Here is a 20,187-nt window from a genome sequence, read left to right as displayed (position 1 = left end):
ATTAAATTTTAAAAGGACCATGCTGGACAACAGGGGATGTGTGTTGTTTGGCGGGATGATCGAGATGGGCGCATGCTGCAACAGGATTGCCTCATATTTATTAATCTTAAAGGAGTTATGATTAATGCATAAATTATACTTAACACCGCTTGCGGCTGCGCTCATTATGAGTGGCTCAGTCCAGGCTTCTCAGGCTGTCAATCTTAATCAAACCTCACTGAAAAGCTTGCAACAACAATTTCACCTGGCTCTGCCTGGCGCAAAACAAGCTTCAGCGGTTTCCAGGGATTCGCTACAGTTTTTAAAAGAACATACCGATAGAAACCATGTTTCTCATATCAGAATGCAACAGCATTATGCCGGGTTCGTGGTGCATGGCGGTTATGCCATCCTGCATAGCAGCAAAGCGGCCAAAGGCTTGTTGGCCAGCCAGGCTGATGTCAACATGAATGGCGTGGTTTATACCAACCTGCAAAGCGAGTTGGGTCAACCAGCGGCTGATTTCGCCAATGGCGGCCAGATGGCTCTGAACCATTTTGCTGAAGCGTATCAGGGCAAAGATGTCAGCGAACAACAAGTCACCCCCATGGTCTTTATCGATGAACAACACAACGCGCATTGGGCCTACAAAGTCAGCGTATTTGTCCGTTACGACGATAAAATCCCCGCGCGTCCTACCGCGATTGTGGATGCGAAAACCTTCAAACCCTTTGTCGAGTGGAACGATGTCAAAACGATCCGCACGGCAGCCAAGGGACGAGGCTTCGGCGGTAATCATAAAATCGGTGAATACGAATTCGGCGCTGGCAGCTATCCTTACCTGGAGGTAACCCGTGATACGGATGTTGGGATGTGCTACATGGAAAACACCGATGTCAAAGTGGTCGACATGGAACACCAGTATTACTCCAATAACAAACCCATGCGCTTCACCTGCACAGGCGACCAGGATACGTTCTGGACGGGTTACAAGGCGGATGGCTACGATCGCGATAACGGGGCTTACTCGCCCACTAACGATGCGTTGTATGCCGGTTATGTCATCAAGCACATGTACCATGACTGGTATGGTGTTGAAGCCCTGGTGAAAAAAGACGGCACACCCATGCAGTTGGTGATGCGCGTCCACTACGGCAGCGGCTATGAGAATGCCTACTGGGATGGTAAGCAAATGACCTTCGGTGACGGTGAGTCCATGATGTATCCTTTGGTCTCCTTAGGCGTTGGCGGTCATGAAATCAGCCATGGTTTTACCGAGCAGCATTCCGACCTGGAATACTATGGTCAATCCGGTGGTATGAACGAAGCCTTCTCTGATATGGCGGCTCAGGCTGCGGAATACTATTCCACGGGCCATAACAGCTGGCAGATTGGTCCTGAAATCATGAAAGAAGACAGCGGTTGGGATGCCTTACGTTACATGGATAAGCCAAGCCGTGACGGCATGTCCATTGACACAGCGGATGAATACCGCAGCGGACTGGATGTGCATTACTCCAGCGGTGTGTACAATCACTTGTATTACTTGCTGGCGAACATGCCGGGCTGGGATGCACGTAAAGCCTTTGACGTCATGGTCAAAGCCAACATGGATTACTGGACGCCCTATGTTAACTTTGAGGAAGGCGGTTGCGGTGTTCTGAATGCAACCATCGATCTGGGTTATTCAGTGGATGATGTCAGGAAATCCCTGTCAGATGTCGCTATTCACACGGATGCCTGCCTGTTGAATACCCATCCCAAAGATTAAGCTGTTTTGAAGAAATCAACCAGATACTGCCCGACAGTATCTGGTTTTTCCATGTGTAAATGATGCCCCCCACCCAAACGGGTGACTTCCAGGTTATTCACTGCCTTAACGCGTCCCTCGATGTCATTTTCGTCAAAATTAAATCCCTGCTCAGCCAGAATAAGGCAGCTTTTAGCGGCTATTTTTTTCAGACAGGAGAGGATCTGCCCCTCGGTCAGGCGCAGGGGAGTCGGAGCAATCAAGCGTCGATCATGGCGCCAGTAATAAGAACCTTCGTGTTTGCGTACGCCGCGTTCACAGAGAATGGCCGCGTGTTCAAACGACAGGTAACCGCGTTTTGCCCGTGCGTGAGCGGCAGCCTCCAAAGAGGGATAAGGTCGCTCGGCTTTGCTGTTGTCGTTTAAATGGCGGGCATAATGAGCTAATTGCTCGCAACAACGCGCCTCGGGGCTGGAAAAAGGTCCAATGGCTTCAATTAAGGCCATCGAACGGATCCGTTCAGGTACCACGCCCGCCATCAGACTGGCAAGGCAAGCGCCCATCGAGTGCCCAAGTAAATGAATGGTGTCGAGATGAAAAGCATTAATCAAATTGACCAGGGTAAAAATACCATCAGAAAAATGATAATGACATCCGGGGGGTAAATGGGACGATAAGCCATGGCCGGGTAAATCAACCGCAATCAAATGAAAGTCGCGAGCAAGGAAGGGCGCCAACAAATTAAAACTGCCGGCATTATCCAACCAGCCATGCAATGCAAGAATGGCTGGATTGTCCGGATTTCCCCACTGTTTATAGGCAATGGTGAAGCCTGGAATCTTGATTTTACCATGAGTTGCTTTCATATCAGGTCAAGGTCGCATGAAATAAACTCTAGTTCATCACGGTTATTCGTGTAACCGCAAGATTTATATTAAAATTAAACAGACAACCGGTTAAGGCAACCTATAAAGAGTGAGTGTTATTTGGGCATACAAGGCTTTTTTTTGGTGATATGCTCTAGGTAGGCGCTCTCTGGAGGTGTATTTTGATGCAGGACAAAAAAGCGACTCTGTCCATTATAACCTACAACATCCATAAAGGATTTGGTGTGGGACGCCTGCGTTTTTTGTTGCCTGAAATGCGGGACGCTTTAGCTGAGCTTAATCCGGATTTTGTCTTTCTTCAGGAAGTGCAGGGTTTGCATTTGCGTCGCGAAAAACGCATCAATGAGTGGCCAGAGGCGCCACAGTTTGAATACATGGCCGAAAAAATATGGCCGCATTACCTTTATGCCAAAAATGCAGTTTATCAAGCAGGCCATCATGGCAACGCCATCATCAGCAAATACCCCTTTACTGCCTTTGAAAACATCAATCTTTCCAGCATGAACCGTGCTTCGCGCAGCATCCTGCACGGGCAAATCCAGCTTGATGGCGAATCGCAAAAGACCGTGCATTTGCTGTGTGTGCACCTTGGCTTGTTTAAAGCGGAGCGGGCATCGCAATGTGACGCCTTGATGCAGCGCATTGCCGATGTCATTCCTGAAAACGAACCCTTGCTGATGGCGGGTGATTTTAATGACTGGCGCCGGCATCTATCCAAACCGTTGGCTGATGAACTGGGTATCCATGAAGCCTTTTACCGTACGGAGGGGAAGCATGCCCGCTCATTTCCGGCCATCAAGCCGGCTTTGTGTATCGACAGAATTTATTTTCGCGGCATGGATGTTTTGGAAGTACAGTGTTTGCAGGGTAAGCCCTGGCGTATGCTATCGGATCATGTGCCCTTGTTTGCCCGATTTGAGATTCGTTAAACACCAAGGTAAAGGTCGGGCCAAAAGGCCCGACCCCTTTGATTATTCCATATCGGGACGGTATTCACCGAAACAGGCGGCGCTGTTTAATCGGGCACGCTTCAGCAGGGCTTCCTGCGCGGCTTCGACATTGTGGGCTTTGCCGCCCCAGATTTTAAGGCAATCTTCCTGCAGGGCTCGGCCGTAAGAGAAACTCAGCGTCCAGGGCTGGTAACCCGTGCTGTTAATGGCATTCAGATTAACCGTGGCTTGTTGGGGCGTTTGGCCGCCAGAAAGGAAATTAATGGTGGGGACCGCCGCGGGAACATTGCTGCGGAACACGTTAATAGTGTAATCCGCCACTTCTTCCGGCGAGCTGAAGGGAACGGCTTCTTTCCCGGAGGTGACCATACTGGGTTTCAATACGATTTGTTCCAAATCCACCTGATGCACGAACAGGGAATGGAACAATTCGTGCAGTACCATTTCATACGCCTCAGCGCAGTGGTCAATGTCGTGGTTGCCATCCATTAATAATTCCGGTTCAACAATCGGCACAATGCCGACAGACTGGCAAACGGCAGCATAACGGGCTAATACTTCAGCGCCGGCTTTAATGGCAGTTAAACTCGGTGTGTATTCGCTGATGGAGTAAACATTGCGCCATTTGGCAAATTTTGCGCCTAACTCTTTGTAGTACACCAACCGGTCTTTCAAGCCGTCTAGGCCCTGGGTAATCTTTTCATTGTCCGTATTGGCTAAATCAACCAGGCCTTTATCCACTTTAATGCCGGGTATAATCCCCTTGTTGGCAAATAATTGAGCAATTGGTGTGCCATGCTGGTCTTTATGCTGGAAGGTTTCTTCAAACAGGATAACACCATTGATGTATTGCTCAAGGCCTGCCGTATTGGCCAGCAACAAGCGATAATCACGACGATTGTCTTCGGTGTTTTCAACACCAATGCTTTCAAAGCGCTTGCCGATGGTGCCATTGCTTTCATCAGCCGCTAAAATACCTTTCCCATCCTGAAGAAGATGGTCCATGATGGCGGATAATTCATCGTAAAACATTGTAGCCTCTCTCCTCGTCATTAAAACGGTTTTATTTTATTGTCATTGCTGCTTTTATGCGAGCAGCGCATGGATTGTTTCGTGGCAATTTTAACGGGAAATGTATTTCTCACGAATAATTTGTTGCATAGCAAACCCTCTTTCTCTGAGATCATTGAAGGCGTCGTCGATCATACCGGGATTTCCGCACAGATAAATCAGGTCTTCCTGCGGGTTGAGATTTAACTCCGGGAAAGCAAGCTGCACATAGCCTTTATGTTCATGAGGCAGGAGATTTTCCTGGTTTTCCCGACTTAAATGTGCCCTGAACGTCACTTGCGGGAACTCCTGCGCCAGCATCAGAAATTCATCGGTATATAATAAATCTTCACGCCGCTGGACACCCTGGAGAATAACAACCTTTAATTCAGGCTGTTGACGCAGACGGGTTTTCAGTTCATTAATCATCGCTCGATAAGGGGTAACACCAGTACTCGTGGCTGCCAAAATCAGCCGCTTGGGCATATCTTCTTTAAGGATAAGACGGCCAAAGGGGCCGTTGATGTGAATTGTATCACCCGGCGCTAAATTAAAAAGAAGCTGCGTACCCGGGCCACCCTCGACATAGCCTGCGGCAAATTCAATGCGGTTGTTTTGCGTAGGAACATTGGCGATACTGTAGCTTCGCTTCAGCATTTTGCCTTCATGCTCAAAATGGATGGTGATAAATTGTCCAGCCAGGTAATCAAATGCAGGAGATAGATTGGCGCGGAAAATAAAATGCTTTACATTGGGAGAAATCATAAAGGCTTCTTCCAATGTAACCGGAAAGGTATTAACTTGCATGATGTTCAACAGTTCGATAAGAAAGACACTAATATAGGGGAAAAATTACGCATTGCAAGTGTCCCCTAATTATTTAGGTATATAATTAACCTATGGATCAGAATGATTTAATTGTCATGATCGGCAATGTCAGCCGGTCACTTTTTCCAGTCCAGCATTTAATATCCGGGTTGGCGTATCTTGTCGGCATCAGTTTTTTTATGGTGGCTATAGCTAAACTTCGCCGCATCGGTGACGCGCGCGCCAGTGGCGGCAGTCATGAAAAAATGTTCATTCCGCTGGCTTATTTTTTAGGCGGCGCCGCCTTGCTTTTTTTGCCGTCAGCGGTACAGACCTTATCCAATACCACCTTTGGCATGGGCGGCAGCTTCAGTTATGCTAAATACAACCCTTATGATATCACCAGTTCCATGACGGTGGTTATTCAGACGGCAGGACTTATCTGGTTTGTTCGCGGTTGTACCCTGTTAGTCAGTGCCAGCGAACCCGGTGTTCAACATGGACCGAAGGGTTTGGCTTTCCTGTGTGCAGGTATTCTGGCGATGAATTTCCAGATGACGCTGGCAACCGCCAACACACTGCTTGAAAAAATGATTAATATTACCTTGAGTTTTAAAGCGTCGCAGGGCTATTAGCGATCGGTTTCTTCTTCATTACAAATGTTAAGATTGTTTTCCCGGGCAAATTCTAAAATGGCATGATAAATCTGGGGACTCGTCTCTTTGAGTTTGGGATCGAGAAGGACGCATTTATAGCCTTCCGTATTGACACTGGGTTGCAGCAAGGGAGAGTACTGGATGCGGCTGTTTTTAAAGCTGGCCATTGCACCGCTCATGCGTTCGGCCCAGTCGCTGGGTCTAAAGGGCTTTCCCTGGGAAGTTATTCCTTCGATAACGATCTTTTTATCGGTGGGTTTGTCAGTCATGTCTCAGGCAATTAAAGAACAGTATGCCTAGTATAGCATCATCAATAACAAACAACGAAGCCATAGCTCTCTGGCCTTGTGTTGTGCTAGCATGGTAAAGTTTTTATTTGGTGAGAGTCCGCGTTGTGAAGCAGAAAGAAAGTCATTCTGGCATTTATTTATTGCCCAATTTGTTTACTACCGCAAGTTTGTTTGCCGCTTTTTATTCCATCGTGGCTTCCTTGAAGGCTCATTATGAACCGGCTGTCATTGCTATATTTATCGGTATGCTCGCTGATGGTCTGGATGGGCGCATTGCCCGCCTGACCAACACGCAAAGTGAATTTGGCGCGCAATACGACAGTTTGTCGGACATGGTCACGTTTGGCGTAGCGCCATCGCTGCTGCTTTATAGCTTCAGTCTGCATGCCCTGGGAAAAATAGGCTGGTTGGTGGCTTTTCTTTATACGGCCGCTGTGGCCCTGCGCCTGGCCCGCTTTAATACGCAGGTTGGTATTGCTGATAAACGTTATTTTCAGGGGTTAGCCTGTCCCCCGGCTGCCGCCATTGTGTCGTCGTTGACCTGGTTTTGCTATCAGAATCAGTTACACAACTTGTTCATTGCCATTATCACTGCGCTGATTGCAGTGTCCACCGCCGTGCTAATGGTTAGCAATATTCGTTATTACAGCTTTAAAGAGGTGGATTTTAAGGGCAAGGTCCCGTTTCTCTATCTTTTATTAATGATCATTCTATTTGTCGCAATTGCCGCGAACCCGTCCGTGGTATTATTCACAGGTTTTGTTCTGTATGCCTTGTCGGGACCGCTGAAGACCGTACTCACTCTGTACCGTATTCGCCAGCGCGGCGACTAGGATTATTCAGGCTCGCCAAAGCGGTTATTAATGAGCGCCAGCAGAGCCTGCTCCATTTGCTCTTCATCAGGACCTTCAATTTGAAGCGTTAACTCCGTGCCCTTGCTGGCGGCAAGCATCATGACGCCCATAATGCTCTTGCCATTGACGGTTTGTGAGCCTTTGGTCAGGTCAATATAACTCTGAAATTTCGATGCAGTGGATACGAATTTTGCAGAGGCCCTGGCGTGAAGGCCCAACTTATTGATAATAGTTACGGTTGTTTTAATCATAGCGCCATCAATGTAACATGCACGCGGGTTTGTCTCAACGTTCCTCTGCATTTATCTTTAAATTAACGCCCAGGGAGTCCTTGTTGCAGCACCTGATAAAGTTCGATTGCCGAGGAGGCGCTGCGGCATTGGTCACGAAAGGTGGCTGAACTGACCTGCTTGACCAGGGTTGAAAGAACATTTAAATGCTTCTCGGGATGATCGTCAGGCCCGAGTAAACCGATGACCAGATCGACTGGTTGTTTATCTTCGGCACCAAAATCCACGGGTCGTTGGAGCCTGATAAAACAGGCGGCAGGGGCATCGATATGAGCGGATCGGATATGAGGAATTAACAGGCCATGGCCGAGCGTGGTACTGCCAAGACTTTCCCGATGCCAGTAAGCTTCAAATAAATCATTGGCGTTCAATTGAGGATAATCTTCGCTGAATAATTGGCTTATTTTAGCCAGAACCGCTGTTTTACTGTGCGAATAGGTATCGATAAGAACACGGTGTTCATTAAGCAATTGAAAAAGCTGCATAAACCAGAATTGTGAGTAAAAGTTGCACTATTTTACCCCTTTTAGATCATGGTTGACAATGCACTGTTTGAATTAACTCCATTGGAGGCTTGGACGTCAAGAAGCGATAAGGTTGGAAACAAGCCATGCGAATGCATGGCTTGTTGCAGGATTACTCGCGGTGATCGCGAATTCGTTCTTTGTGATCAATCAATTGCCTGTCGAGTTTATCGACCAGTTCATCAATGGCGGCATACATGTCTTCGGATTCGGCACGGGCATGCAGCTTGCCCTTGGCAATGAGAACAGAAGCCTCTGCAATTTGACGGAGCTTTTCGACATCAAAAATCACATTAATGGCGGTGATTTTATCGAAATGACGCTCCAGTTTATCAAATTTATCCTGTGTAAAAGCCCTCAAGGCAGGCGTCACTTCAACATGGTGGCCTGTGAAGTTGATTTGCATAACACTCTCCTTCAATTTTATTAACACTAACTACGGATGGTTTTGCGCTCGTTTGAGGGAGCAATACCCATAGCCTCCCGGTATTTTGCCACAGTACGGCGTGCCACGTGAATGCCTTGTTCACCAATTAATTGGGCAATTTTACTGTCGCTCAGCGGCTTTTTACGATTTTCTGCGGCAATCAGTTTTTTAATGACCGCCCGAATGGCGGTGGATGAGCATTCCCCGCCATTGGCCGTAGCCACATGGCTTGAAAAGAAATATTTTAATTCAAAAACCCCGCGGGGTGTGTGCATGAATTTTTGGGTGGTGACCCTTGAAATCGTTGATTCATGCATATCCAAAGCCTGAGCCACATCATTTAAAATCAGAGGTTTCATGGCTTCATCGCCAAGTTCAAAAAAATCCTGTTGGTATTTGACGATGCAACTGGCTACTTTCAACAGGGTTTCCTGTCGGCTTTGAACGCTTTTTAGAAACCAGCGGGCTTCCTGGAGGTTGTTTTTCAAGAATTGATTATCAGCGCTGTTGTCCGCACGCTGGATTAGTGCCGCATAATGGTTATTGATGCTTAGGCGGGGAAGCGTGTTGTTATTTAAAAAGGCTTGCCACACGCCGTCTATTTTCTTAACAGTAATATCCGGAATAATGTACTCGGTTGTGGCCTGGTTGATGAGGCTGCCAGGTTTTGGATTCAGGCGTTGAATAATCTGCAAGACTTTATCCAGCACGAATTCGTTAACCTGATAATTCTTCATCAGTTGCCGATAATTATGCTGACCCAATAATTCAATGTCATGACGTATGATGCGCTTGGCTAAGGCCACCTCATCATCTTCTTCCAGTTGCTGCAACTGAACCAGAAGGGTTTCAGCCAGAGTATTGGCTGCGCAACCAACGGGATCGAAGTGTTGAATACGGTGTTTGACAGCAATGACTTCCTCAATCTCAATCGGGCAATGGTCACTGTGGAGCGTGGCATGAAGCTCCTCAACCGGCACGGTCAGAAAGCCATCATCGTCCATGGCATCAATAATTGCTGTCGCAATCACCCGATCCACATCGCTCATGGGTGTTAAATCAAGCTGCCAGCGCAAGTGATCCTGCAGGTTAGTCGTGGTGCAATATAAATTGTCGTAATTAAAATCAGGTTCGTCGAAGCTGGCCCGCTTATTGGTGTTTGAATAAAGCTGTGACCATTGGAAATCAGCAAATTCATCCTGGGGTTTGCTGTTTTCAGGACTCGGTTCCTCTTTTTCTTCATGCGGGGTTGCTTCAAGCATGGGGTTGGATTCTACGATTTGCTGGATTTCCTGTTGCAAGTCAACCGTAGACAATTGAAGCAAACGGATTGCCTGTTGAAGCTGAGGCGTAAGGGTTAATTGTTGCGAAATACTGAGCTGCAACGATGGTTTCATGCAAATCCTCTTTGTAACATCGCTTTTAGTATAAGTTTAACTGATTCAGAAGGATTATCCAGTAGGGGGGCAGGGTAAATTGCGTATGCTTCGGCGCAATGGCTTGATTAATGCTGCTTTTTTAAAAGGGCTGAGTCTGGTTTGGGCAGGAATCCTGAGCATTTTCCTGAAACAGAGCCGTCGAGGCATTGTATACAATACCCGGATTATAATTATTTTACCAAAAGGAGCATGCATCCCGCCTGCATTCTTGTTATCCTTTTTTCATTTGTCAGCAGGATAAGCATTCATGTTAAAACAGGCCTTGGAAACCCCTTGTCTGGTTATTGAAAAAAGCACGCTGCTTCATAACCTTAAAGAAATGCAGCACCATGCATTATCCTACAACGTTAATGTGCGTCCCCATGTTAAAACGCATAAATGCAGCCAATTAGCCAAATTGCAGGTTGAGTATGGCGCTATTGGCCTTAGTGCGGCAAAGGTTTCAGAAGCGGAGGTGCTCGTCAACCAGGGTTTGACGAATATTCTCATTACCTCACCTGTGGTTACAGCGGGTAAAATAGAGCGTCTTGTGGCTTGCCTTAAGAAGACACCAGATATTCTGGTGGTGGTTGATAATGAGCAGAATCTGAATGATTTAAATGCGGCAGGCGAGAAGATTAACACCAGAATCAACGTGCTGGTGGATATCGACGGCGGCCTTGGCAGAACAGGTGTGAGGCCTGATTATGCGCTTAATTTCGCGTTGAAAATCAGTAAATTCCCCTGGCTCGATCTGTTGGGTATTCAATGTTACGCGGGTCATTTGCAGCATATTTCGTCCTATGACGAACGCAAAACCAAATCCTTGCAGGTCATGCAGAAAGCCAGTGATATCCTGAAAGCCTTCAAGAGCCATGATTTACCTTGCCGTATTTTGACAGGCTCAGGCACGGGAACCTACGATATCGATGTGGAAGCCACCGAGGTGACCGAAATTCAACCGGGTTCTTACGCGGTTATGGATGTTGAATACAGCCTGATAGAATCAAAGGGTCATGCGCCATTCTCCGTTTTTAAGCCGGCAATGACCCTGCTGACGACCGTCATCAGTTCCAATCGCATGGAGCATGTGACCGTGGATGCAGGCACCAAAGCCATCTATGTCGATGCCCGCAACAAGCCTAAAATAATAAGCCATGAAGGATTGCAATACGATTGGGGAGGGTTTGGCGATGAGCAGGGAAAAGTGACCGCGCTTGGCAATACGCCATTACCCGGGAATGGCGAAGTACTGGAACTGGTAGTGCCGCATTGCGACCCGACCATTAACTTGTTTGATCAATTTTACGTTGTTGATAATGGCCGTGTTGTTGACGTGTGGGACATTGATTTAAGGGGCAAGTCGCAATAACGCGGACAGCCGTGATTCAAATTTATGTATTAAAAAGTGCTTTTGAGGATGTGACGTGCTTTCGGGCACAGCACGTCGTCAAGCATGAGGGTAATCATTGGAGGTGCGCAAGGGCTGTGTTTCAGTTAACAAGCGGAAGTGGCATGGCATAATCAATAAATTCCATCCTTTCTGCAGTTGACTGTTGCAGGGACGGCGTAAATTCGGTTTGAAGAGTATCAATAAAGGCGTTCATTTCCTGTAATTGGGAACCACTGCAAAACCGACTCTTCACCGCCATGTCTTCCAACGCGCAGGAAGCCAAAAGTGTGCTGACAAAAAAGACAGCCACGCCCAGAGCCAAGGCGCCAAAGGGCCCTAAGGCCAACCCCGCAAATCCCAGCAGGATGGCAATACCATAGCCTACCCCGATAAACGAAAAGGCAGCTGAGACTGCATCGGCTGCCATGTCGATTTTAGCAAAAAAAGTGTAGGTCTTTTTTGATCCGTCCATGCACTGTTTCAATTTCTCCATCTGCCTGGATAACTCAGAAATGGTCTTTTCACAAGGGTTCAGCAACGCCGTTTTGGCAGTTGCCAGAATGTCTGTCAGATGAATCCGTGCATCGCTGCCTTCATAAACATGATGCAATTCGTCTACTGCGGCCAGAAAAATCCAGCCAGCTTGAATAGCACGCAGTCTTCTCATGCGGTCATTGTCGATTAACACATGATTACTGGCCAATAATTGATTATATTCTGACTCAAGGGTGGATTTTAAAGCCTGTGCACTGTGAAGGTATGCCTCCATTGCTATCTCCTGTTCCTTTTCCATGGATTTAACAGCGGCAAAAAAAAAGGCCTCGCAGAGGCCTAATCCATTATTTAACTTTGGTTTCTTTATAGAGGACGTATTTACGCAATACGGGATCGTATTTTCTTAATTCCAATTTCTCGGGATGGTTACGAGGATTCTTGGTTGTAGTGTAGTAATGACTGCTTTCAGTCGATTTTAATTTAATTTTAATGGTCACAGCGGCCATGATTTAATCCTCTTACACTTTTTCGCCTTGAGCGCGTAATTTGTCCAGAACGGCACGAATACCCAGTTTATCAATAATACGGATACCCTTGGTGCTTACCTTTAAGGTGACGAAGCGGTTTTCACCTTCAACCCAGAAGCGGTGCGCTTGGATGTTGGGCAAAAAGCGTCTTTTGGTTTTGTTGTTAGCATGCGACACATTGTTGCCCGTGGTCGGTCGCTTGCCAGTGACCTGACATACTCTAGACATGTTGTTACTCCAAAAATTTCGGTGCAGTAGAATTAACAGGGTAAGCCATTAATTCCTGGCATTCATTTAAAATTACCGGGTGCGAAATACAAGAGCGGTTTTATACCAAAAAATGAAGCTTCTTGCAAGATTTCTATTAATTTCAGTCAAAATTAAGCAGACATTTTAATCATGGATCGCAAATTGGCAAGTTATGGGTATAATCGCCGGCATTGTGATTGATGCGGCTATTTAAATGAAACGAACCATCAAAAGTTTTGTACTTCGTGCAGGACGCACCAGTAATCGTCAGCAACAGGGGCTGGACCAGTGGCTGCCCGCCTATGAGTTACCCCTTGATGGCAGCCTGTGGGATTGGCGGACCCTCTTTAACCGCGAGGCGGATACGGTGGTTGAAATCGGCTTTGGCATGGGGGCCTCTCTGCTGGCCATGGCGCTTCGCCATCCTGACATTAATTTTGTCGGGATTGAAGTGCATCGGGCGGGCCTTGGCAGTCTTGCGGCTGACTTGCATGAGCAGGGGCTGACCAACGTCCGCCTGGTGGCAATGGACGCGGTCGAAGTCATTAAAACCCGGATTGCCGATGCTTCCTTAGCGGGCATTCAGGTTTTTTTTCCGGATCCATGGCCTAAGAAAAGGCATCACAAGCGTCGCCTGATTCAGCCGGATTTCGTAAGCCTCTTAGCCGCCAAGCTGCAAAAAGGCGGTTTTTTGCATTGCGCCACCGACTGGCAGGATTATGCTGACCACATGCTGGCCGTGCTTGATAAGGAGCCGGCACTGATTAATCAGCAGGCAGGCGGAGGCTTTTCGCCGCGGCCCGAGACGCGCCCTTTGACCAAATTTGAGCAGCGAGGGCAGCGCCTTGGCCATGGCGTGTGGGACTTGATTTATACAAAAAAATAAGGAGAGTAATGATGAACAAGGGACTGTTAAAATCCAGGCTTTTTGGCGTGTTGCTGGTTTTAAATCTGCATAGTCTTCATGCCGTAACCCCGTTGCCTTTGCTGGCAAAATTAACCAACACCCCCGCGGTATCGGGTTATGAAAAGCCAATCCGGGAACTGATTAAGGCCCAATGGAGCGCGGCCTTGCCCCAGCTTGAGGTCGATGGCATGGGCAATCTTATCGGCCATACAGCCAGTCCATCCACACCCAGGCTTTTATTAATGGCGCACATGGACGAAACCGGATTCATGGTGGAATCCATTACCGACGATGGTTTTGTTAAAGTCGTGCCGGTAGGTGGTATTGCGACCGCTGTCATTTATGCGCAGCGATGGCATATTGCAGGCGACAAGCACCCCATTACCGGGTATTCCGGTATGGATTCCCCGCATCTTTTGGGTGATAAAAAAATGCTGGGTTCCCCCGATATCTCTTTCCTGTTCCTGGACGTCGGAGCTGAAAATAAGGACGATGCCGTCAAACGCTTTGGTATCCGTCCCGGTTTGTCGGTCACGCCCGTCAGTGAATTTACCGCGTTGAGCGATACCCGCTTCCTGGCCAAGGCTTTGGATGACCGCATCGGGCTTGCGGCCATCAGTGAAGTGCTTCAAAGCGTTAAAAATAACAAGCCGGCCTATCAATTGTTTGCCGCTGCGACTGTTCAGGAAGAGGTGGGTATGCGGGGGGCTTCCACAGTTTATCAGGCGACAAAACCGGATGTGGTGATTAATGTGGAGGTCGGTATAGCTGATGATTATCCCTCCTTAATCGCCGAGAGAAAAAACACCATTTTCCTCGGTAAAGGGCCTTCCATATTTGTCTATGACCGTTCGATGATTCCCAATCAGGCGCTGGTCAACTGGGTTCGGGATATTGCCGCGAAAAACCATATTCCGGTGCAATTGGAAGTGGAGATGGGTTACGGTGAGGACGGTTCAAAACTACAGATGTCTGGAAAAGGGGTGCCGGCTATCAATATTGGCATCCCGGTCCGTTATGCTCACCAGCATGCCGGCGTTTTTGATAAACGCGATTACAATCAGGCTGTGCGCCTTTTAACCTTGCTGGTTGAAAATTTCAATCAGGATATTGCCAAACAAATTAAAAATGGTTAACACTATGGCAGGAAGTTATACTTTCTGCCCGCGGAGTTGCTTTGGCGTATCAAGGTGAAGTCACAGCAAATTATCAGAAAATTCTAAAGGGATTTAATCTTTCCCAAGTGGACGGTACGATTCCTTTAGGCTTTTATAAGGATGTAGTATGGATTTTAAAGATTTAGACCATGCGCTTTTGCAGGGTTTTGAAGCGTTCACTCAATACATCGAAAAGCAGCTGCAGGACGATGAAGCGCTTTTAAGGAAGACATTCTGGAATCAGGGGAAAATGGTTGATTTCCTGACCTATGTCATTGAGAAGCATGATCCCGACACCAACAACTTAACCGGTCACGTGCAATACCTCCTGGAAAAAGGGGCGAATACGACCCTAAATCAACCGGTCCATCTGGTTCTCAAAGATAAAAAACTGGATTTGCTGCCATGCCTGCTTGAAGCACAAGACAAACTGCAAAATAAACCCAAGCAAGCGCAGAAAGAAAAAGAAGTCGAGCTGATAGTTGACGACAACGCGGATGTGCAGACCCATTCTCATTTTATCAATGGCAGAGACTGTGACGGGCGGACCATTCTGTCAAGGGCGGTTGAAACCGGCAATATCGAGTGCCTGCAACGTATTCTGCGATACAGGCCCCTGATAGACCAGGCCGATAATATTCGGCTTGAGGAAAAAATAGACCGCCAGATGCAGCCGCTGCATCTGGCCGCTTTTCGGGATTTTGGCGAAGGCGTCAAAGCCTTGCTTCAGGCGGGCGCAAACGTGGATAACCCCTTTGGCAGTCGCAAAAGACCGGCACTCTCCATTGCCGCCCGCGAAATCCATGTGAGTGCGTTGGAAGCGCTTCTTGAGTTTGCCCACAAACCCGAGCAATTGAATTATAACGATACCTTGGGTTCCCGGCCTATCGATTTATTATGCGATTCCCTGGCGAAAAATACAAAAACGCATGAAGCGATTCGCGGCATTGCCATGTTATTATGCCGAGGGGCAGACATGCCGCGAAAGGAAAAGGATTGCCAACTGTTGCAGACTCATCGTCAGGAATTGTTGAATGAAATCTTAAGTTATGCTGGAAAAAATCCCGAGTTAAAGCCCGCTATTTTGCGAACCATTCATAATAAAAATCATGCCCTGCATCGCGTGATTTATGATACGCATTCTCTGTCGCGCTCATTTAAAAACTTGGCTGGCGGCTATGATGAATTGGCAGGGCAGATTGAAAGCCTGGCTGAGAATATTCCTGCTGACGCACCGGTTCAGTTGAAAGAAGACGAGAAAAAATTTGCTGAATTCGTCAAACTCTACCTGAAGAACATTAAAGACGCCAGGTTCTTTAATCGCTGGAGCGGCATGCTGACTAAAATTTCTGAGGGGGAAGTGACGTGCTGGCAGCAGTTGCATGATTATGCTTATGCCAATCCCAACAGCCGGACCGCCCTGGTGATTAAACAGATGGAAAACACAAGCCATAGTGTTCATGTGAATCTTGAGTTGGTGAGTTAAAGCGGCTGTGCCCCAGATCCTGTTGACGTTTGGACTGGGGCATATTCTTTGTAATCCAAATTTGATTTTTCTTTGAAAAGCAGCGATGGTCACCGGGTTCATCGAACTTAATCGTCCATTCCCATTTCATTGCTTGCCTTCATAGTCTATAAACCCTAAAATTCTATTTTTATACAAGGCGGAGAGTAACCAATGGGGTGGAATGAGCCGGAAAAAGGCAAGGATCCATGGGGTGGAAAAGACCAGCCCCCTGACCTGGATGAAGCATTGAAGCGTTTTCAGGAACGCCTTAAAAAGGCATTGTTTGGCGGCTCCGGGCAGGATGGTGGTGCTGCGCCCAAGCAGGGCAATGGCGGCCTTCTGGCCGGTATGGTCGTGCTTATTCTGTTTATTCTCTGGGCTTTGTCAGGTATTTTTATTGTTGATCCCGCAGAGCAGGCCGTCATCCTTCGCTTCGGCAAATACGTTGAGACAGTTGGGCCGGGACCGCATTGGATACCCCGCATTATTTCCACAAAAATTGTTCAGAACGTGGAACGGATTTCTCATTATTCCTATTCCGCCCAGATGCTGACTAAAGATGAAAACTTAGTCTCTGTTTCCCTGGTGGTGCAATATCGCATTGGCGATCTTGAGGATTATCTGTTTAATGTGGCCGATCCCCAGGAAAGCCTGCAACAAACCACCTCAAGTGCCTTGCGTCAGGTCGTCGGCAAGACCACCCTGAATCAGATTATTACAGAAGGGCGTGAAGCCTGGGGTACTGATGTTCAGGATGTTCTGGTTAAAACCCTGAAAAAATACAACACGGGCATTGTGATTGTGAATGTGTCGCCTCAGCCTGCCCGTGCGCCGGAAAGCGTGCAAGATGCGTTTGATGATGCCATTAAAGCCCGGGAAGATGAGAAACGCTTCCAGGGACAAGCCCTGGCCTACCAGGCGCGCGTCGTCCCTATCGCAGAAGGGAATGCCAAACGCATCCTGGCGGAAGCGAAGGCGGATGCCGAGCAGGCTGTGTTGCGGGCTAAAGGGGAGGTTGCTGAATTTTTAGCCCTGTTGCCGCAATATACCCAGTCGCCCATCGTCACGTCAGAACGCATGTACCTTGAAACCATGCAGCGCGTTTTGAGCCGAAGCACCAAAGTCATTGTGGATAGCAAAGCAGGCAATCTGCTGTATTTGCCTTTGGATAAACTGGCTTCTGGTGTGACTCCGCAGCCCATTCCGGTGAAAGGCAAGTCCATGACCAACCAGACAGGTGATAATGAAGAAGACAGCCTGGTTGCCGGCCGTCAAACCAAACGCCAGCTTTATCGCCAGGGGAGAAAAGAATAATGAATGCAATGAAAACGACATTGGGGATTCTAGGCTTTTTTATTCTGATTGTCTTTTTAGCCAGTGTATTTACCATTACCCAGGGTGAAAACGGCCTGCTTCTGCGCCTGGGGCGCCTGGTTGAAGAGGGCAAGACAGGTCAGGTTAAAGTATTGGGACCCGGCCTGCATGTGAAAACCCCCTTTATTGAAAGTGTGCGAATTTTTGATACGCGGTTGCAGACGCTCGACATCAAATCGTCCCGGATCGTAACGAAAGAAAAGAAAGACGTGATTGTTGATTACTTCGTCAAATGGCGTATTGATAATCTGGCGCGCTATTACAAATCCACGGGCGGCAATGAATTCAAGGCGGAGACCTTGCTTGAGCAACAGCTCAATACCTTTATCCGCGCCGAATTCGGCAAGCGTTTCATTGCTGATGTCGTCTCAGGCAGCCGGGATGATGTCATGGACGTGTTACGCTCCAAAGCCCAGCAGCAGGCGTCCCAGTTAGGCGTCACGGTGGTTGACGTACGCATTAAGGGCATTGAATTGCCGCCTACTACCAGCAATTCGGTGTACCAATCCATGCGCGCTGACATGCAGAAAATTGCCAATCGTCATCGTGCGGATGGTAATGCGGCAGCGGAAGCCATTAAAGCAGCGGCTGACGCCCAGGTGACGGTATTGCTGGCCAAGGCCCAAAGCGAAGGCCAGGAAATCAGAGCCCGCGGTCAGGCACAGGCTTCGGCTATTTATGCCAAAGCCTTCCAGCAAAACAGTGACTTTTTTGCTTTCTACCGCAGTTTAAAAGCCTATGAAAGCAGTTTTAACAACCGGCGCGATCTGCTGGTTCTCGATCAAAGCAGTGCCTTTTTCACTTACTTTAAGCATCCCATGTCAAAAGGTAATGGAGAAATTAAGAAAAACTGATTATAATGTTAAATTTTGCTGAAATCGGGTTAAGCATGCTTAACCCTTTTTTATTGGAGTCGGTGGTTGTGATCGTCAGTTTTCTCTCCGCATTAGCCTTGATGTTTGTACTGGAAGGTATCATGCCATTTAGCTCGCCTGAGCGGTGGAAACGGTTTATATGCAAAATTGTCGAGAAAGATCATGTCGTGTTGCGTATTGCCGGGTTTATCAGCATGTTGGTGGGAGTCACGCTTCTCACTGTTGTTCATCAATTTGCAGAGTAAGAGTCTATTATGGGTAAGAATGTTGTAGTCGTAGGAACGCAATGGGGTGATGAAGGAAAAGGGAAGATCGTTGACCTGTTGACTCATGATGTGAATGTTGTCGTCCGCTACCAGGGCGGCCACAATGCGGGTCATACACTAAAAATTAACGGTGAAAAAACGGTTTTGCGTCTAATCCCCTCAGGTATGCTGCGCCCGCATGTGCAATGTTATATTGCTAACGGTGTGGTGTTGTCACCTGACGCATTGCTGACTGAAATCAGGGAATTGGAAGGCAAGGGCATCGACGTCCGATCCCGCTTGCACATCAGCCAGGCCTGCCCTTTGATTTTGCCATGCCATATTGCTCTCGATAAAGCGCGTGAAACGCACAAGGGAAGCACCGCCATTGGCACAACCGGCCGCGGTATTGGCCCTGCTTACGAAGACAAGATAGCCCGCCGTGCCATCAAAGTCAGTGATTTGTTCCATCCGCAACGCTTTGAAGCCAAATTGAAGGAATTGCTGCAATACCATAACTTTGTTTTAAAACATTATTATAACCAACCGGAAGTGGCGCTTCAGCCGTTGTTAGACGAAGCAGCCCATTGGGCCAGCGAATTAAAAGGCATGGTGTGTGATGTAACCACCTGCCTGCACGAGCATCGGGAACAGGGCGATTCCATTTTGTTTGAAGGGGCGCAAGGGGTTTATCTGGATATTGATCACGGCACTTATCCCTTTGTGACGTCGTCCAATACCTGTGTGGGTAGTGTGATCAATGGCGCCGGTTTTGGTCCGCGCTACCTGGATTATGTGCTCGGTATCACCAAAGCCTATACTACCCGTGTCGGCGGCGGTCCTTTCCCGACCGAACTGCATGATGACGTGGGTAAGCACTTGGCTTCGCGTGGCAATGAGTTTGGTGCGGTCACTGGCCGTCCTCGCCGTTGTGGCTGGTTTGATGCTGTGTTGCTTCGCCGTTCCATCGAATTAAACAGCATCACCGGTTTATGCTTAACCAAACTGGATGTGCTGGATGGCCTTGACGTCTTGAAGATTGCGGTGGCTTATCGTGATCGGGAAGGAAAGCTATTGACCCGGCCTCCGCAATCGGCGGATGATTTTGTTGGGCTGGAGCCTGTCTATGAGGAATTTCCAGGCTGGCAGGAATCGACTGCGGACGCTACATCCATTGAGCAATTACCGGCTAATGCCATTGCCTACATGAAACGTATTGAATCATTACTCGGCATTCCCATTGCCATGCTGTCCACCGGGCCTGAACGTGATTCTACGATTATTTTTGAAGATCCGTTCTCTCTGGCCTGATCGTTAACGCAGTTAAATGCACTGTGTTAATCAAAATACCTGCGTTCCGCGTTGTTCGCTAAATTTAGAATAACCCGACGTTGCGCGCCTTGTGCGCGCAATCCAGTCAGGTGCTCGATGAAGGAATGAGTTACTGAAAAGGCTCGTCTGGATGCCGCGAACAAGTCGCGGCACGTCGCAGGGGAACCCCTTGGCGATGCTTGATTCTATTTAGGCCATATCCAAGGCACGTTATTAAATGGCCAAGGTTCCGCGCTGTTTGCTA

Annotated in this window: 23 protein-coding genes; 12 read left to right on the top strand and 11 right to left on the bottom strand. The window is 47.9% G+C overall.

The window, feature by feature from the left end:
* The first annotated feature begins 124 nt into the window (after positions 1-124).
* Positions 125-1,750 carry a zinc metalloprotease ProA gene (gene proA, locus Lery_RS06675; RefSeq protein WP_058526470.1) on the top strand — a complete coding sequence of 542 codons (1,626 nt, stop codon included), beginning with the start codon at positions 125-127 and terminating at the stop codon, positions 1,748-1,750.
* Here proA and Lery_RS06670 read toward each other — a convergent pair.
* Positions 1,747-2,595, bottom strand: a complete 849-nt coding sequence (locus tag Lery_RS06670) for an alpha/beta fold hydrolase (RefSeq protein ID WP_058526469.1) — start codon at positions 2,593-2,595, stop codon at positions 1,747-1,749. The genes proA and Lery_RS06670 overlap by 4 nt on opposite strands.
* Positions 2,596-2,780: 185 nt before the next feature.
* On the opposite strand from Lery_RS06670, the gene Lery_RS06665 reads away from it, so the two are divergent.
* Positions 2,781-3,545 carry an endonuclease/exonuclease/phosphatase family protein gene (locus Lery_RS06665; protein WP_058526468.1) on the top strand — a complete coding sequence of 255 codons (765 nt, stop codon included), beginning with the start codon at positions 2,781-2,783 and terminating at the stop codon, positions 3,543-3,545.
* A gap of 42 nt (positions 3,546-3,587) precedes the next feature.
* On the opposite strand, the gene Lery_RS06660 is transcribed toward Lery_RS06665, so the two are convergent.
* Both Lery_RS06660 and Lery_RS06655 read right to left on the bottom strand, forming a co-directional pair.
* Positions 3,588-4,598 (bottom strand): class I fructose-bisphosphate aldolase, encoded by a 1,011-nt coding sequence (locus Lery_RS06660; protein ID WP_058526467.1) that lies wholly within the window; start codon positions 4,596-4,598, stop codon positions 3,588-3,590.
* Positions 4,599-4,688: 90 nt separating this feature from the next.
* Positions 4,689-5,423, bottom strand: coding sequence for a ferredoxin--NADP reductase (locus Lery_RS06655; RefSeq protein ID WP_058526466.1), 735 nt, complete (start codon positions 5,421-5,423; stop codon positions 4,689-4,691).
* Between the two features lie 92 nt (positions 5,424-5,515).
* Between Lery_RS06655 and Lery_RS06650 the strand changes: the two genes are divergently transcribed.
* Entirely contained in the window at positions 5,516-6,058 is a 543-nt protein-coding gene (locus tag Lery_RS06650) for a hypothetical protein (protein ID WP_058526465.1), read from the top strand.
* Here the strand turns inward: Lery_RS06650 and Lery_RS06645 are convergent.
* On the bottom strand, positions 6,055-6,348 hold the full coding sequence (locus Lery_RS06645; RefSeq protein WP_058526464.1) for a DUF3579 domain-containing protein: 294 nt from the start codon (positions 6,346-6,348) through the stop codon (positions 6,055-6,057). The two genes, Lery_RS06650 and Lery_RS06645, sit on opposite strands and share 4 nt — an antisense overlap.
* Before the next feature lie 125 nt (positions 6,349-6,473).
* On the opposite strand from Lery_RS06645, the gene pssA reads away from it, so the two are divergent.
* A complete protein-coding gene (gene pssA / locus Lery_RS06640; protein ID WP_058526463.1) occupies positions 6,474-7,202 on the top strand; it encodes a CDP-diacylglycerol--serine O-phosphatidyltransferase in 729 nt (242 codons plus the stop codon).
* A 2-nt stretch (positions 7,203-7,204) separates the two neighbouring features.
* On the opposite strand, the gene Lery_RS06635 is transcribed toward pssA, so the two are convergent.
* The 4 genes from Lery_RS06635 to Lery_RS06620 all read right to left on the bottom strand — a co-directional run bounded on the left by Lery_RS06635 (position 7,205) and on the right by Lery_RS06620 (position 9,861).
* The gene (locus Lery_RS06635; protein WP_058526462.1) at positions 7,205-7,474 is read right to left on the bottom strand and encodes an HPr family phosphocarrier protein; all 270 of its coding nucleotides are present in this window, start codon (positions 7,472-7,474) and stop codon (positions 7,205-7,207) included.
* A 62-nt stretch (positions 7,475-7,536) separates the two neighbouring features.
* A complete protein-coding gene (locus Lery_RS06630) occupies positions 7,537-7,998 on the bottom strand; it encodes a PTS sugar transporter subunit IIA (RefSeq protein ID WP_058526461.1) in 462 nt (153 codons plus the stop codon).
* A gap of 151 nt (positions 7,999-8,149) precedes the next feature.
* Positions 8,150-8,443: a ribosome hibernation-promoting factor, HPF/YfiA family gene (gene hpf, locus Lery_RS06625; protein WP_058526460.1), complete on the bottom strand. Its 294-nt coding sequence runs from the start codon at positions 8,441-8,443 to the stop codon at positions 8,150-8,152.
* A 26-nt stretch (positions 8,444-8,469) separates the two neighbouring features.
* Entirely contained in the window at positions 8,470-9,861 is a 1,392-nt protein-coding gene (locus tag Lery_RS06620; protein WP_058526459.1) for an RNA polymerase factor sigma-54, read from the bottom strand.
* A 289-nt stretch (positions 9,862-10,150) separates the two neighbouring features.
* On the opposite strand from Lery_RS06620, the gene Lery_RS06610 reads away from it, so the two are divergent.
* Complete coding sequence (locus Lery_RS06610) at positions 10,151-11,254, top strand: DSD1 family PLP-dependent enzyme (protein WP_058526457.1); 1,104 nt, start codon at positions 10,151-10,153, stop codon at positions 11,252-11,254.
* 121 nt (positions 11,255-11,375) lie between these two features.
* On the opposite strand, the gene Lery_RS06605 is transcribed toward Lery_RS06610, so the two are convergent.
* The 3 genes from Lery_RS06605 to rpmB all read right to left on the bottom strand — a co-directional run bounded on the left by Lery_RS06605 (position 11,376) and on the right by rpmB (position 12,525).
* Positions 11,376-12,044: a hypothetical protein gene (locus Lery_RS06605; protein ID WP_058526456.1), complete on the bottom strand. Its 669-nt coding sequence runs from the start codon at positions 12,042-12,044 to the stop codon at positions 11,376-11,378.
* Between the two features lie 70 nt (positions 12,045-12,114).
* Positions 12,115-12,276, bottom strand: a complete 162-nt coding sequence (gene rpmG / locus Lery_RS06600; RefSeq protein ID WP_058526455.1) for a 50S ribosomal protein L33 — start codon at positions 12,274-12,276, stop codon at positions 12,115-12,117.
* A gap of 12 nt (positions 12,277-12,288) precedes the next feature.
* Positions 12,289-12,525 (bottom strand): 50S ribosomal protein L28, encoded by a 237-nt coding sequence (rpmB, locus tag Lery_RS06595; RefSeq protein WP_058526454.1) that lies wholly within the window; start codon positions 12,523-12,525, stop codon positions 12,289-12,291.
* 235 nt (positions 12,526-12,760) lie between these two features.
* Here rpmB and trmB point away from each other — a divergent pair, with 235 nt between their 5' ends.
* The 7 genes from trmB (at position 12,761) to Lery_RS06560 (ending at position 19,922) form a co-directional block, all read left to right on the top strand.
* A complete protein-coding gene (gene trmB / locus Lery_RS06590) occupies positions 12,761-13,432 on the top strand; it encodes a tRNA (guanosine(46)-N7)-methyltransferase TrmB (protein ID WP_058526453.1) in 672 nt (223 codons plus the stop codon).
* Between the two features lie 8 nt (positions 13,433-13,440).
* Positions 13,441-14,589, top strand: a complete 1,149-nt coding sequence (locus tag Lery_RS06585; RefSeq protein ID WP_237759164.1) for a M42 family metallopeptidase — start codon at positions 13,441-13,443, stop codon at positions 14,587-14,589.
* Positions 14,590-14,737: 148 nt separating this feature from the next.
* On the top strand, positions 14,738-16,096 hold the full coding sequence (locus Lery_RS06580) for an ankyrin repeat domain-containing protein (protein WP_058526451.1): 1,359 nt from the start codon (positions 14,738-14,740) through the stop codon (positions 16,094-16,096).
* A gap of 192 nt (positions 16,097-16,288) precedes the next feature.
* Positions 16,289-17,431, top strand: coding sequence for an FtsH protease activity modulator HflK (gene hflK / locus Lery_RS06575; protein WP_058526450.1), 1,143 nt, complete (start codon positions 16,289-16,291; stop codon positions 17,429-17,431).
* The gene (gene hflC, locus Lery_RS06570) at positions 17,431-18,345 is read left to right on the top strand and encodes a protease modulator HflC (RefSeq protein WP_131751110.1); all 915 of its coding nucleotides are present in this window, start codon (positions 17,431-17,433) and stop codon (positions 18,343-18,345) included. Before hflK ends, hflC begins: the two co-directional genes overlap by 1 nt.
* A 5-nt stretch (positions 18,346-18,350) precedes the next feature.
* Positions 18,351-18,611 carry a DUF2065 domain-containing protein gene (locus tag Lery_RS06565; RefSeq protein ID WP_065230257.1) on the top strand — a complete coding sequence of 87 codons (261 nt, stop codon included), beginning with the start codon at positions 18,351-18,353 and terminating at the stop codon, positions 18,609-18,611.
* A gap of 9 nt (positions 18,612-18,620) precedes the next feature.
* The gene (locus Lery_RS06560) at positions 18,621-19,922 is read left to right on the top strand and encodes an adenylosuccinate synthase (protein WP_058526449.1); all 1,302 of its coding nucleotides are present in this window, start codon (positions 18,621-18,623) and stop codon (positions 19,920-19,922) included.
* Positions 19,923-20,187 lie beyond the last annotated feature (265 nt).

The organism is Legionella erythra (genome assembly GCF_001467615.1).
Taxonomy (GTDB): Bacteria; Pseudomonadota; Gammaproteobacteria; order Legionellales; family Legionellaceae; genus Legionella_C; species Legionella_C erythra.
This window is presented reverse-complemented; position numbering and strand designations above follow the sequence as displayed.